The sequence below is a fragment of the Tenggerimyces flavus genome (assembly GCF_016907715.1).
Classification (GTDB): Bacteria; Actinomycetota; Actinomycetes; order Propionibacteriales; family Actinopolymorphaceae; genus Tenggerimyces; species Tenggerimyces flavus.
In genome coordinates this window covers 2,350,651-2,364,008 of record NZ_JAFBCM010000001.1, presented here as the reverse complement: position 1 = coordinate 2,364,008, position 13,358 = coordinate 2,350,651, and the positions used below count along the sequence as shown (strand labels likewise).

Here is a 13,358-nt window from a genome sequence, read left to right as displayed (position 1 = left end):
GGCCACCCCTTGCTCAGGGCCGCCTCCTTCACGCCATTACGAGTGGTCGCCGCCACGCACCTGCTCGACCGCGTGCACCAACACCGGGGCCAGAACGGCAATGCCGTCCTTCGCGCCGCCTGGCGAGCCGGGCAGGTTCACCACCAGTGTCCTACCCGCCAGCCCCGCGAGGCCACGCGACAGTGCCGCGGTCCCGACACCGTGGGCGATACCGTACGCCCGAATTGCCTCCGCGAGACCAGGAACCTCCCGATCAATGACCCGCCGAGTGAGCTCCGGCGTCTCGTCGGTCGGGCTGAGCCCCGTTCCGCCGGTGGTGAGCACCACGTCGTACGCGCTCGCCACCGCGTCCCGCAGCGCCCCTTCGACCGGAGTGCCGTCCGGGATCACCTTCGGACCGTCGACCTCGAACCCCAACCCGACCAGCCCGTCGACCAGCACCGGGCCGGCGCGGTCGGCGTAGACGCCGGCGGAGGCACGGTTGGACACGGTGATCACCAGCGCCCGCATCACCGTCGCCATGTCCCTGTCTTGCCTCCGGTCTTCTCCTCCACCCGGACCTGCGTGATCGTCGCCGCCGGGTCGACCGCCTTGACCATGTCGATCACGGCGAGCCCAGCGACCGACACGGCGGTCAGCGCCTCCATCTCGACGCCGGTCCGGTCGGTCGTCCGTACGGTCGCCACGATCTCCACCGCGTCGTCCGCCACCGCGAGGTCCACCTCTACCCCACTCAACGCGATCGGGTGGCAAAGAGGTACGAGGTCGGGCGTACGTTTCGCGCCCATGATCCCGGCGATCCGGGCCACCGCGAGCGCGTCGCCCTTCGGTACGCCCGCGCCGCGGAGCAACGCGACCACCTCGGCCGAGACCAGCACCCGTCCGGACGCCCGGGCCGTGCGAGCGGTCACTGGCTTGGATGACACGTCAACCATTCGAGCCGCACCCGACTCGTCGACGTGCGTCAACCGTGGGTTGTCAGTCATCGCGCGTCGAGCAGCATCACGTCGACCGTGTCACCGGGCGAGACCTCGGTCGTGTCCTCGGGTACGACCGCCAACGCGTTCGCGCGCGACAGCCCGCCGACGAGGTGCGAGCCCGGCCCGCTGACCGGCGTCACGCGGCCGGCGCCGTCCGAGCCGATCGAGTACTCCACGCGGGTGAACTGCCGCTTGTCCGGCGACGACCGCCAGCCCTGAACGGCTGTTGCCGAAACCATCGGCGTCACGTACGGCGTGAGCCCGAGCATCTTGCGCAAGGCTGGCTTGACGAAGAGCTGGAACGACACGTACGCGCCCACCGGGTTGCCCGGCAGCGTGAAGATCGGCGTACGGTCCTCGCCCACCACGCCGAAGCCCTGCGGCATGCCGGGCTGCATCGCGACCGTCGTGAACTCGACCGTGCCGAGCTGGCCGAGCACCTGCTTGACGATGTCGTACGCACCCATGCTCACCCCGCCGCTGGTCACGACAAGGTCGGCGCGGACGAGCTGGTCCTCGAGCACGTCCATGAACTTGCGACTGTCGTCGGGTACGACGCCGACGCGGTAGACGATCGCGCCGGTCTCCTTGACCGCGGCGGCGAGCGTGTAGCTGTTGGAGTCGTAGATCTGCCCCTGGCCGAGCGACTGCCCGGGCTCGCGGAGCTCCGAGCCGGTCGACAGGACGACGACGCGCGGCTTCGGACGTACGCGCACCCGATCGCGACCGGAGGCGGTGAGCACCGCGATCTGCTTCGCGTCGATCACCGTGCCCGGGCCGGCGAGATGCTGCCCGACCACGACGTCCTCGCCGCGGCGGCGGATGAACCGGCCGGCCTCGGCGCCGTGGTAGACCGCGACCTTCGCGACGCCGCCGTCGGTCCACTCGACGGGTACGACGGTGTCGGCGCCGTGCGGGATCGGCGCGCCGGTCATGATGCGCAGCGCGAGCCCGGGGGCGACCGCGAGCACCTTCTCGATGCCCGCGGCGACGTCGCCGACGACGGGCAGCACGATCGGGTCGTCCTCGGTGGCGCCGACGACGTCCTCGGCGCGGACCGCGTACCCGTCCATCGCCGAGTTGTCGAACTGCGGCAGGTCGAACGTGGCGACGACGTCCTCGCAGAGCGCGCAGCCGTGGGCGTCCAGGATCTGCTGCGCGAACGGCGGCAGCTCCTCGATCGTGTCGAGGATGACTGCCAGGTGTTCGTCGACGCTCTTCATGCGCCCAGCGTATGCCGGGGCGCGGTCGTGATCATGGAGCCGAGCCGCTGCATTGCCGTGAGTCGCACCGGTCGGCGGCACCAGTCGGTGCCATCTCGACGGAGGGCACCGCCGCCGCCGACTCTCTTGCGACTAGGGGCGTTCCTTGACGAACTCCCGAAGCCAGGCGACGAACTCCGGGCCGAGGTCCTCGCGGTCGGCGGCGAGGCGGACGATCGCGCGCAGGTAGTCGGCCTTGTCGCCGGTGTCGTACCGGCGGCCGCGGAACAGCACGCCGTGAACGGGGCCGCCGGCGTCCTCGCGGGTGGCGAGCACGCGCAGCGCGTCAGTCAGCTGGATCTCGCCGCCGCGGCCGGGCTCGGTCTTCTGCAGGACCTCGAAGACCTCGGGCGCGAGGACGTACCGGCCAATGATCGCGAGGTTGCTCGGCGCGTCCTCGGCGTCGGGCTTCTCGACCAGGTCGGTGATGCGTACGACGCCGTCCTCGTCGGTGGGCTCGACGGCGGCGCAGCCGTACAGATGGACCTGCGTCGGGTCGACCTCGATCAGCGCGATCACGCTGCCCCCGCGGCGGCGCTGTACGTCGATCATCAACGGCAGAAGGGGATCGCGCTCGTCGATCAAGTCGTCGCCGAGCAGGACGGCGAACGGCTCGCTGCCGACGTGCGGCGCGGCGACGAGGACGGCGTGGCCGAGGCCCTTCGGTGCGCCCTGGCGGACGTAGTGGACGTCGGCGAGCTCGCTGGAGTGCTGGACCTCGGCGAGCTTCTCGGTGTCGCCCTTCTCGCGGAGGGCCTCTTCGAGCTCGTACGCGCGGTCGAAGTGGTCCTCGAGCGGGCGCTTGCCGCGGCCGGTGACCATGAGCACGTCGGTGAGGCCGGCGGCGACCGCCTCCTCGACGACGTACTGGATAGCCGGCTTGTCGACGACGGGAAGCATCTCCTTCGGCGTCGCCTTGGTCGCCGGGAGGAACCGGGTGCCGAGGCCGGCCGCGGGGATGACGGCTTTGCGAACCGCTCGTACGTCAGTCACGGGTGCTATGTCCGTTTCGGGTTCTATGTCCGTTACAGTCGCGATTGCGGGGTCGGGCGATGTACCGACTGCGCTGGAGGAGCCGAGGTCAGCCATGGGCCGAACCCTAGTCGCAGCCCGGCTCGTCGAAGAAGCCACGTCCGAGCGCCGTCAAGCCGCGCGGCAGACGGTGGCGTACCGCGAAACTGAGCGAGCCGGGGCTGCGACCATCGAGGCTAGCGCTGCGTGTTACCTGCTCCTGAGCGCCGTCTGTGAACCTGCTGGTGGGGCGGCGACGAGGCGGCCAAAACCGGCATCCGGAAAATTTGCCTACAGAGAGTCGCCGAACATTTCGGGCGTTTGTCACCGTGGGTCAGATCTCACGCTACCTTCTGGCCACGCTGTGTCAGCTCGGGGAATCGGGTTGAGCCGAAAGCCTCCCGTTAACCCGCAAGTCGCGGAAAGATAACGAAGCATGCGGGGCTTGCCGGACGTGCGCGTGGACAAGGATCGTCTCCGCCGTCGTGCTGCGGCGAAACGGAGCAAGCTGCGACCGCTCGATCTGCGGGACGCGGCGGTTGCGCTGCGTGCTGTGCTGCTCAGCGTGGCGGAGGTGCACCGTTCTGCCGTGGTCGCGGTGTACGTGGGCGTGGGAACCGAGCCGGGCACTGGACCGTTGCTGGAGTCCCTCGCCTGCCGCGGCGTACGCGTACTGCTGCCGGTGCTGCGGCGTGACGCGGACGTGGACTGGGGCGTGTACGAAGGTCCGGACTCACTGGCCTCGGCGCCGCTAGGTCTGCTCGAGCCGGTGGGGCGCCGGCTGGGCGTCGACGCGGTGGCGACGGCCGACGCGGTGCTGGTGCCGGGCCTGGCCGCCGACCGAACGGGCATGCGCCTGGGGCGGGGCGGTGGCTCGTACGACCGGGTGCTGTCCCGGATCGCGCGGGACGCCTTCAGCTGCATCGTGCTGCACGACGGCGAACTGCTGGACGACGTGTTGCCCAACGAACCCCACGACCGCCGCGTCGACGCCGCGGCAACGCCCTCCGGGCTGGTCCGCTTCCCGCTCTGATCGGTCGGCGCTTCCGTACCCTGCGGTGGGTGAGTCCTGCTGAGCTGGTGCGCTCGTTCCACGAACGATTCGGCCTGACCATCGCCTCGCGCCCCACACTGCCGTCGGCGGAGTTGGCGGAGCTGCGACAGCGGTTGCTGACGGAGGAGGTGGCCGAGGTCGGGGAGGCGGCCGCGCGCGGCTCGGCGGTGGAGGTGGCGCACGAGCTGGCCGATGTCGTCTACGTCGCGTACGGCACCGCGCTGACGTACGGGATAGACCTGGATGCGGTGATCGCCGAGGTGCACCGGGCGAATCTCAGCAAGCTCGCGCCGGACGGCGAGGCGGATCGGCGCGCGGATGGGAAGGTGCGGAAGGGCGAGCACTACCAGCCGCCGGACGTCGAGGGCGTCCTGCGCGCGCAGGGATGGGGTGGCTGAGTGTTCCTCCTGCAGATGGCCGGCCGGAGCGGCGCGGGGAAGAGCTCGGTCGCGGCCGGCGTGGCGAAAGCGACTGGCGCGGTCGTGCTCGATCTCGACGTACTGAAGTCCACCGCGCTCGACGTCGGCGTGGAGTGGAACGTCGCCGGCCGGCTCGCGTACGAAGGCGTCTGGGCGGTGGCCGAGTCGCTGCTGGGCCAGGGCTTCCACGTGATCTGCGACAGCCCGTGCCGATTCGAGAACATCGTGACGCAGACCATGGCGCTGGCCGAACGCAAGGGCGCGGCGTACGGCTTCGTCGAGTGCGTCACGTCCGACCGCAACGAGCTGGACCGCCGACTGCGATCCCGACCCCGCAGGCGAAGCCAGGTCGTCGACCTCACCGCGACCTCGGCAGACGCGCCGCGGGACAGCGAGCTGGTCCGACGCATCCAGGGCGGGGACGACACGATCTGGGCGACGATCTACCCGCCCACGCCCTGGCTCCAGCTCGACACCACCGAGCCGCTGGAGACCACGGTCGAGAAGGCCCTCGCCTACCTCGCCGAGCGCCAGGCCTAGGGCGCCAGGACCAGGGTGGAGTGGGCGGTTTCTCGGACGGCCTTCTCCGTGAACGGCCACTGGATCGTCCGGCCCGCAACCCACAACGGGGCTTGGTCGTTGTAGTTCGGCGACATCGGATGCCCCGACGCTCCGGTGAGGTTGATCCAGCGCGACTGGTCCAGGTTGGCCAGGTCGACCACCATCCGCATCGACGGCACCGAGGCCACCTCGTAGCCAAGCAGGCCCGGCTTGTTCGCCGCCCAGCCGGAGGCCAGGACCGCGTCGGAGCCGCCGCCGAGCTCGTACGGGCCACGGTTGAACAGGGCCTCCAACGGGGAGATCCCACTCGAGCCGAACGACTGGTTCGTCAACGACAGCTGGTGCAGCTTCCCCCACCGCCACCGCTCGGGCGACTTCGCCATCAGGCGGGTCAGCTCGTCGCGCGCGTCCGACAAGGCCCGCACCAGGATCGCGTCGCGGTCCTCGCGCACGCCGCGGGTCGACACGTCGTCCCACCAGGGGTTCGTCGGGTCGTCCAGCATCCCCCGCACGACCTCCCACCACCGGTCGCGCCCGCCCGGCCAGGTCGACTCGGGGAGCTCGTCGTGGAACGTCGCCGCGAGCAGGTTCTTCCATACCGCATTGAAGTACGCCGCCGCCGCCGAGTCCGGGGGCTGCGAGAAGTCCCAACCACGCAACAGAGTCTGACCCTCGGCAGCGAAAGCCGACACGCGAACGCGAAGCAGGTAAGGCACCAGCACGGGCGCCAAACCGTTCGAGGTGTCAAGTTGAAGTTGCGCCATCGCGTCCGGCGACACCTTGCCGCCGGATTTCGTCAACGAGTCAATGACATCGCCGATCCGGTCACTCCGATAGCCGTACGACCAGGTGTCCGCCAGCTTGTACGGGAACGACGACTCGATCACCGCCTGGTTCGCCGTGACGATGTACCCCTTCGGCGGATCCAGCACGTATGGCATCCGGTCGTACGGGATCCACCCGATCCACCCGTACGCCGACGTCCAGCCCGGCATCGGCCAGCCGCCGTCGCCGCCGCGGCGGATCGGCACGCGCCCCGGGGCCTGGTACCCGATGTGCCCGTCGACGTCCGCGTACACCAGGTTCTGCGACGGCACCTCGAAAGCTTCGGCCGCCTTCCGGAACTCGGCGAAGTTCCGCGCCTGGTTCAGCAGGAAGATCGCGTCCGCCGTACGGCCGGGGATCAATGCCGTCCACCGCAAAGCCAAGGCCGGCGTCACGTCGGACATCGGATCCTGCCCCGACGCGGGCGCGACCTGCGACACCCGGCGCAGCTCCGCGTCGGCGTCCGACACCAGCGGCCCGTGCCGCGTCGCCCGGACGGTGATGCGCACCGGCTCGGAGCGCCCCTTGACCCGGACCTCCTCGGTCCGGCTCGCGAGCGGGAACCACTGGTCGTCATACAAGTACGAGTCGCCGTTGAGCCGCTCGACAAACAGATCCGTCACGTCCGGGTCGAGGTTCGTGAACCCCCAGGAGACCCGGTCGTTGTGCCCGATCATCACCCCCGGCACCCCGGAGAACGTGAAGCCGGCCACGTCGAACGGGCAGACCGCCACCTTCTTCCGGCAGTGCAGCCCCATCTGGTACCAGATCGACGGCATCGCCGGCGCGAGGTGCGGATCGTTCGCGAGCAACGGCTTGCCCGTCGTGGTCAACCGGCCCGAAACGACCCATGCGTTCGAGCCGAAGCCCGCACGGTCGCCGGCCCCCAGCTGCGCGGGCAGCCCGCTGACGACCGAACGCAACGACTCCAACGCCTCCGCCGTACCTGGCGGCAGGGCCGCACGCCCCGGCGCCTGCAGCGTGGGCGGCGCCATCGACACCGGCGTGGTCATGATCGGCGCGTGGTCCTTGAATGGGTAGCCCGGATAGAGCGTGGCTACGCGATCCGTCGAGACCTTCGTCGCGGCGATCACCCGGTCGATCTCGTTCTCCATGTTGCCGCGCAGATCCCAGGCCATCGCCTTCAGCCACGCGAGCGAGTCGACCGGCGTCCAGGGCTCGGGCTTCGCCGCAGGCCCGAGCAGCCCACCGGTGTACTCGACCGACAGCTGCCCGCCGCTGCGTTCACCGAGGTAGGTGTTGACGCCCTCGGCGTACGCGGTCAGGTACGCCCGCGTCGTCGGCAGCAGCTTCGGGAACTCGAGCTCCGCCACCCGCCGCCAGCCGAGCGTACGCAGGAAGATGTCGGTCTTCAGCTGGCTCTCGCCGAACCACTCCGAAAGCCGCCCGCTCGTCACGTGCCGGCGGAAGTCCATCTCGTAGAAGCGGTCCTGCGCGTGCACGTACCCCTGCGCGCGAAACAGGTCCTCCGCGGTGTCGGCGTAGATCTGCGGGATGCCGTACGCGTCCCGCCGCACCTCGACGGGCGTCGCGAGGCCTGACATCGACACCCGGCCCTCGACGTCCGGGAACGACCGGCGCACGCCAAGAACCCCGGCGGCCGTCACGACGCCGAGCAGCAGCACGAGCACACCACCGACGATCGCGGTGACCCGGAGGAGTCGGCGCACGACTCAGAGCCTAGGGGAGGCTGTCCGAGACGGCCTCCCGGTCGCGTCCGCGATGGGCCATCTCGCCCGACTCGTCCACATCAGGCCGTCAAGCCGGGCCGCCGGCACCCCGTCAAGCGAGCATTGACGAGACACCGAACGGCCACGCGGACGGACCTTTCGTCCACGAACCCAAGAGCACCGCCCCGACGCGGCCTCGACCACCCCGAACGACGGGCCCCAAGCAGGCCGAGGGATCGGCCCACGCAAATCCCGGCGACGCGCTTGCGGTAAATACTGCAAATCGCTTCCAAGAAATACCTCGACATCGAATTACCAATTGGCAAAAGGGCCGGATCCGGACTGATTTCGAATGTAGGCTTGGCAATTCTCGAACGCGTCCGATAGTTACGGCCGGGGCCAGATCTAGGACGCGGAACGCTACGGAGTGTCAGGTCCGTCATGCACCGGTGGTCCCGGAGTGGGACCGATGCCAGACTCACGACATGACGGACGTTCAGGCACGAGATCCACCAAACCAGACAGCGATCCAGACCCGATCCAGCGACCGTCCGCAGCCGAGCTCTGACAGGGGGTAGCCGATCACACCGTGTGAGAACTGTGATCATCCAGGGCCTTTGCCCGGGCGGCCTCTCGGCATTAACATGCCCGAAATTGCACGGGAACCGGTCAAGGCCGGCCCCGACGAAGAGCTGTGGCAAAAGCGCAACGATATGGTCTCGAAATTGATGATGGTTCGCGAGTCTGCTGCCCGTACCGAAGGCACCAGCGTCCTCGCCCGGCCCGACCTCGGCCGGCAGCGAGCCATGAGCCATTGCAGGGCGTTCGATCCCCGGGGGAGCTTCCCGCGGCGCACCGCGTCGCCCGGCTGTCAGAGACTCACGTGACCACCCGGCCGTCCGTGGCCAGGTCATGTGCGGACACCTGGCAACGGCCGGATCCTCGCTGTTTCCATCGCACCCACACCGACCGGGCGCCGTCCGGTAGGTCCCTCCCCACGGTGCCCGCAGGCACGACGGCGCGTCGAAGAAGTTGCGAAGTGATAAAAGCGCCTAAGGTCTGCGCACCACGTACAACACTCGTACTGTCTAGGTACCCCGCAAGCAGCTGGTCGGGACGCCTTCGTCCCACGGAGGGACCGCGTGCTGCAAGATCCCTCAGCCCGCTGAAGGGAAGGGAGTAAGAACCCCATGAGCGACAACCCCCAGGTGAGCCGTCGCACCATCCTTTACGGCACGGCCATCGCGGCCGGTTCGGTCATGCTGGCCGCCTGCTCCGGTGGGGGCGGCTCGACCCCCGGCAGCGGTGGCAACACGAGCGGCACCGGCGGAACAGGTGGCGCGGTCGGTGGCAAGGGCTCCGCCAAGGAGCCGCTGCCGGTGCCCGCCACCTTCAAAGAGTCCCCACTCCTCAAGGCGCAGGCCGACTCCGGTGCGATCCCGCCGATCAAGGATCGACTGCCCGAGAAGCCGTTGGTCGTCCCGCACAACTGGGTGCAGGAGGGCAAGTACGGCGGCAAGATGCAGATGCTGGCTGAGACGACGTCCGGAGACCGGGCGAGCTCGATCGGCGAGTTCTTCTGCGGCCACAAGATCATCCGCTTCATCAACGACGGTCTCGACATCATCCCCGGCCTCGCCGAGAGCTGGGAGATGAACGCGGACGCCAGCGAGTGGACGTTCCACTTCCGCAAGGGCCTCAAGTGGTCCGACGGCGAGCCGTGGACGACCGCCGACATCATGTTCTGGTGGGACGACATCGTCATCAACGAGGAGCACACCGAGGTTGCTCCGGACGAGGCCCGTTCCGGCAAGAACACGCTGGCCAAGTTCGAGGCCGTCGACGAGGTCACGCTGAAGATGACCTTCGACGCACCCGCTCCTCTCACCGCGCAGCGGATCGCGATGTGGGTCAACGGGCCCATGCAGAACGGCCCGTGGTGGATGGTCCCGGCGCACTACGCCAAGCAGTTCCACCCGAAGTACAACAAGTCCGCGCCGAAGAACTGGGCAGCTGCCGGTGGCGCGTTCGAGACCAAGGTCGACTTCACCCGCAACGCGGACTGCCCGACGATGGCCGGCTGGCGGGTCAAGAACTACCGCGAGGCGCAGAGCATCACGTTCGAGCGCAACCCCTACTACTACGTGGTGACGAAGGAAGGCTCGCAGCTTCCGTTCATCGACGAGGTCGTCTTCACCGCGGTCCAGGACCCCGAGGTCGGCAAGCTGCGAATGCAGCAGGGCGGCGTCGACTACGTCCAGGGCCAGTTCATGAAGGTCGGGCTGTCGGACATCTCGACGTTCCGGCAGACCGAGAAGCAGAGCGGTCTCGACCTGCTGCTCTGGGACGGCGGCTCGGGCACGAGCTCGATGTGGTTCGTCAACTACGACGTCAAGGACCCGGAGCTCCGCAAGGTGTTCCGCGACCCGAAGTTCCGGCAGGCGCTGTCGTTGGCGTTCAACCGTGAGGAAGCTCAGAAGGCCATCTACTTCGAGCAGGGCGAGCTCACCAGTGGCACGCTCAGCCCGAAGGCCAAGGAGTACCTCGTCAACGACCAGGGTAAGCAGGCCTACCAGGAGTGGCGGGACGCGTGGGTCAAGTACGACCCCGAGGCCGCGAAGAAGCTGCTGGACGAGATCGGCGTTGTCGACAAGGACGGCGACGGGCTCCGCGAGCTCCCCAGCGGGAAGAAGCTGAAGCTGTCGATCGACTACTCGGCGAACGCCGACCCCGAGCACATCGCCAAGGACAACCTGCTGCTGCAGAACTGGAAGGCGATCGGGGTCGACGGCACCACCAACCCGATCTCGCCCGAGGGCTTCAACGAGCTCTGGGACAACGGCTCGCTGATGGTGCACAGCAACTGGGAGGTCGGCGACGGCCCCAACCACCTGCTGTACCCGCAGTGGCTGGTCCCGCTGGAGCAGAGCCGGTGGGCTCCGCTCGAGGGTCGGATGTACAGCCTCCGCGGCACGGCGGCGGAGACCCAGCAGCTCGACCGCGACCCGTTCGCTCGGACACCTCCGCGGATGGAGGCCGAAAAGGGCGGTCCGATCGAACAGTTGTGGAATCTGTACGACAAGACCAAGCTCGAACCAGACGAGTTGAAGCGCACCCAGTCCGTCTGGGACATGATCAAGATCCATGTCGAGCACGGTCCGTTCTTCAGTGGCACGGTGGCCAACACGCCTCGGGTCATCCTGAAGAAGAAGGATCTGAAGAACGTTCCCGCGAAGGAAAACCTCCAGCTGGGTGGGTTCGCGAACCCGTGGATTCACCCGACTCCATCGGTCTACGACGTGGAGACCTACTACTGGGACAACCCCGACCAGCACGCGTAGGAAGCAGTAGTTCCGGCTGAGCCACCGGGAGGGCCCTCGATGCTCGCGTTCATCATCAGGCGACTGCTCTACATGGTCGTCACCATGTTCATCATTTCGATCGTGAGCTTCATCTTGATCGAGGCCCCTCCCGGGTCGGCGCTCACCGCCGAGATCGACCGACTCCGGGCGCTCGGCAACAACGTCTCCCAGGACCAGATCACAGCCCTGGAGAACCGGTACGGCGTCCACGACCCGGTGCTCGAGAAGTACGGGAAGTGGGCGGGCAACTTCATCAAGGGCGACTTCGGCGAGTCGTTCACGCGGCGGTCACCGGTCAACGACCTGGTGTACTCGCGGCTCCCGTACACCCTGCTCTTCACCGGCGGGTCGCTGATCCTCGCCTGGCTGATAGCGATACCCGTCGGGGTCTATTCGGCGACCCACCGATATTCGTTACCCGACTACATCGTCACCGTGATCCAGTTCGTCGGAGTCGCGGTGCCCGAGTTCCTGCTGGCGCTGGTGGTGATGGTCATCGCGTCGCGATATCTGAACGCGGATGTCGGTGGCCTGTTCTCCACCCAGTTCCAGAACGCACCCTGGAGTTGGGCCAGACTCGTGGACTTCTTAGGCCACCTCTGGGTGCCGTTGATCGTCATCTCGGCCGGTAGCACGGCCTGGCTCACCCGCGTGATGCGCGCCAACCTGCTGGACGTGCTCAACCAGCAGTACGTCCAGACTGCGCGCTCCAAGGGTCTGCTCGAGCGACGCGTGATCTGGAAGCACGCCGTACGGAACGCCGTTCACCCGTTGATCATGGCGCTCGGTACGACGCTCCCCCTGCTGATCTCCGGCGAGGCGATCGTCGGCATCGTGCTCAACCTGCCGACGATGGGTCCGCTGCTCCTGGAGGCGCTCGTCGACCAGGACATGTATCTCGCGGTCAGCCTGCTGATGTTCCTGTCCTTCTTGATGATCATGGGCAACCTGTTGGCCGACTTGTTGTTGGCCTGGGTCGACCCGCGCATCCGGACTTCGAGATGAGGTGCTGAAGCGATGGCAGGCGTAATCGGCGAACCGGTGCAGGAAGCCACCGCGGCGGCTCCCACCGAAAAGGGTTCCGACGTTGGCGAGATCCCCCAGTGGCGGTTGATGGTCCGCCGCTTCAAGCAGAGCAAGCTCGCGGTCGGCGGCGGCATCGTGCTGCTGCTCATGTACATCGTGGCGGCGCTGGCTCCGTTCCTCGCCTCGAACGACTACGACGTTCTCAACTCCGGCGCGAAGAACGCCGCGCCCTCGGCGTTGACCTGGGACGGCGGCCTCGCGATGTGCGGGGTCACCCAGACGCTCAACGAGGACACGTTCGAGTTCGTGTACCAGAAGGACTGCACGAAGACGATCCCGATCCACTGGTTCGGCAAGGGCCACGAGTACACGCTGTTCGGCTTCATCAAGACCGACCGGCACCTGATGACCGTGGACGGCGACACCAAGCTCTACCTCTGGGGTGCCGACACACAGGGCCGCGACATCTTCGCCCGGACCGTGCAGGGAGCCCAGGTCTCGCTCACCATCGGTCTGTTGGGTGTCGCGATCTCCACCGTTCTGGCGACGTTGATCGGCACGATCTCCGGCTACTTCGGCGGCATCGTGGACAACGCGATCCAGCGCGTGATGGAGATCATCCTGTCCGTACCGACCCTCCCGCTCTGGGCGACGCTGGCCGCCGTCCTTCCCCGGGACATGCCGGTCGAACGAAGATACTTCTTCATCACCTTGATCCTGTCGCTCGTCGTGTGGGCCAACACCGCCCGCCAGGTACGTGGCAAGGTCCTCGGCTACGCGCACGCTGACTACGTCAACGCCGCGCGGGCGGCCGGCAGCTCGCACAGCCGGATCATCGTCACGCACATGGTCCCGAACGCGATCAGCCACATCGTCGTCGTCGCGGCGCTGGCGATCCCGGCGACGATCATCGCCGAGACCTCGCTGTCGTTCCTCGGCATCGGCATGCTGCCTCCCGCTGTGAGCTGGGGGGTCCTGCTCAAGGACGCGCAGGAGATCGCCGTGGTCACGCAGTATCCGTGGATGCTGATTCCGGCGATCGCCGTGGTCATCGCGGTGACCTGCTTCCAGCTACTCGGCGACGGCGTCCGCGACGCCGTGGACCCGTACGGCTGAGCGGCCAGTGCACCGCAGGGCAGGACATTGGGGCGACCAGGCAGGGGTTTT

Annotated in this window: 11 protein-coding genes; 6 read left to right on the top strand and 5 right to left on the bottom strand. The window is 67.9% G+C overall.

All coding sequences use genetic code 11. The features are described from left to right. Window positions 1-36: 36 nt before the first annotated feature. The 4 genes from JOD67_RS10940 to galU form a co-directional block, all read right to left on the bottom strand. A complete protein-coding gene (locus JOD67_RS10940) occupies window positions 37-522 on the bottom strand; it encodes a MogA/MoaB family molybdenum cofactor biosynthesis protein (protein WP_239553806.1) in 486 nt (161 codons plus the stop codon). Then, window positions 510-986, bottom strand: a complete 477-nt coding sequence (moaC, locus tag JOD67_RS10935; RefSeq protein ID WP_205117322.1) for a cyclic pyranopterin monophosphate synthase MoaC — start codon at window positions 984-986, stop codon at window positions 510-512. The genes JOD67_RS10940 and moaC overlap by 13 nt, the downstream gene beginning before the upstream one ends. Further along, window positions 983-2,203, bottom strand: coding sequence for a molybdotransferase-like divisome protein Glp (gene glp, locus JOD67_RS10930; protein ID WP_205117321.1), 1,221 nt, complete (start codon window positions 2,201-2,203; stop codon window positions 983-985). The genes moaC and glp overlap by 4 nt, the downstream gene beginning before the upstream one ends. 132 nt (window positions 2,204-2,335) lie before the next feature. Next, on the bottom strand, window positions 2,336-3,235 hold the full coding sequence (gene galU / locus JOD67_RS10925) for a UTP--glucose-1-phosphate uridylyltransferase GalU (protein WP_307782351.1): 900 nt from the start codon (window positions 3,233-3,235) through the stop codon (window positions 2,336-2,338). A gap of 454 nt (window positions 3,236-3,689) precedes the next feature. On the opposite strand from galU, the gene JOD67_RS10920 reads away from it, so the two are divergent. From JOD67_RS10920 to JOD67_RS10910, 3 genes are read left to right on the top strand one after another with little or no spacing between them, the layout of a single operon-like run. Then, window positions 3,690-4,286 (top strand): 5-formyltetrahydrofolate cyclo-ligase, encoded by a 597-nt coding sequence (locus JOD67_RS10920; protein WP_205117319.1) that lies wholly within the window; start codon window positions 3,690-3,692, stop codon window positions 4,284-4,286. 29 nt (window positions 4,287-4,315) lie between these two features. Continuing rightward, window positions 4,316-4,705, top strand: coding sequence for a pyrophosphohydrolase domain-containing protein (locus JOD67_RS10915; RefSeq protein ID WP_205117318.1), 390 nt, complete (start codon window positions 4,316-4,318; stop codon window positions 4,703-4,705). Further along, a complete protein-coding gene (locus JOD67_RS10910; RefSeq protein ID WP_205117317.1) occupies window positions 4,706-5,266 on the top strand; it encodes a P-loop nucleotide/nucleoside kinase family protein in 561 nt (186 codons plus the stop codon). On the opposite strand, the gene JOD67_RS10905 is transcribed toward JOD67_RS10910, so the two are convergent. Next, complete coding sequence (locus tag JOD67_RS10905; RefSeq protein WP_205117316.1) at window positions 5,263-7,803, bottom strand: penicillin acylase family protein; 2,541 nt, start codon at window positions 7,801-7,803, stop codon at window positions 5,263-5,265. The genes JOD67_RS10910 and JOD67_RS10905 overlap by 4 nt on opposite strands. A gap of 1,190 nt (window positions 7,804-8,993) precedes the next feature. Here JOD67_RS10905 and JOD67_RS10900 point away from each other — a divergent pair. Genes JOD67_RS10900 through JOD67_RS10890 form a run of 3 tightly spaced genes read left to right on the top strand, consistent with a single transcriptional unit; the run spans window position 8,994 to window position 13,307 of the window. Then, window positions 8,994-11,144, top strand: coding sequence for an ABC transporter substrate-binding protein (locus JOD67_RS10900; protein ID WP_205117315.1), 2,151 nt, complete (start codon window positions 8,994-8,996; stop codon window positions 11,142-11,144). Window positions 11,145-11,183: 39 nt separating this feature from the next. After that, window positions 11,184-12,170, top strand: coding sequence for an ABC transporter permease (locus JOD67_RS10895; RefSeq protein ID WP_205117314.1), 987 nt, complete (start codon window positions 11,184-11,186; stop codon window positions 12,168-12,170). Between the two features lie 12 nt (window positions 12,171-12,182). Continuing rightward, on the top strand, window positions 12,183-13,307 hold the full coding sequence (locus JOD67_RS10890; RefSeq protein ID WP_205117313.1) for an ABC transporter permease: 1,125 nt from the start codon (window positions 12,183-12,185) through the stop codon (window positions 13,305-13,307). The last annotated feature ends 51 nt before the right edge of the window (window positions 13,308-13,358 follow it).

What these genes read in the sequence shown, in the direction of transcription:
- JOD67_RS10940 (WP_239553806.1), bottom strand. Translation starts at nt 522, where the DNA reads ATGGCGACGGTGATGCGGGCGCTGGTGATCACCGTGTCCAACCGTGCC.
- moaC (WP_205117322.1), bottom strand. Translation starts at nt 986, where the DNA reads ATGACTGACAACCCACGGTTGACGCACGTCGACGAGTCGGGTGCGGCT.
- glp (WP_205117321.1), bottom strand. Translation starts at nt 2,203, where the DNA reads ATGAAGAGCGTCGACGAACACCTGGCAGTCATCCTCGACACGATCGAG.
- JOD67_RS10920 (WP_205117319.1), top strand. Translation starts at nt 3,690, where the DNA reads ATGCGGGGCTTGCCGGACGTGCGCGTGGACAAGGATCGTCTCCGCCGT.
- JOD67_RS10900 (WP_205117315.1), top strand. Translation starts at nt 8,994, where the DNA reads ATGAGCGACAACCCCCAGGTGAGCCGTCGCACCATCCTTTACGGCACG.
- JOD67_RS10895 (WP_205117314.1), top strand. Translation starts at nt 11,184, where the DNA reads ATGCTCGCGTTCATCATCAGGCGACTGCTCTACATGGTCGTCACCATG.
- JOD67_RS10890 (WP_205117313.1), top strand. Translation starts at nt 12,183, where the DNA reads ATGGCAGGCGTAATCGGCGAACCGGTGCAGGAAGCCACCGCGGCGGCT.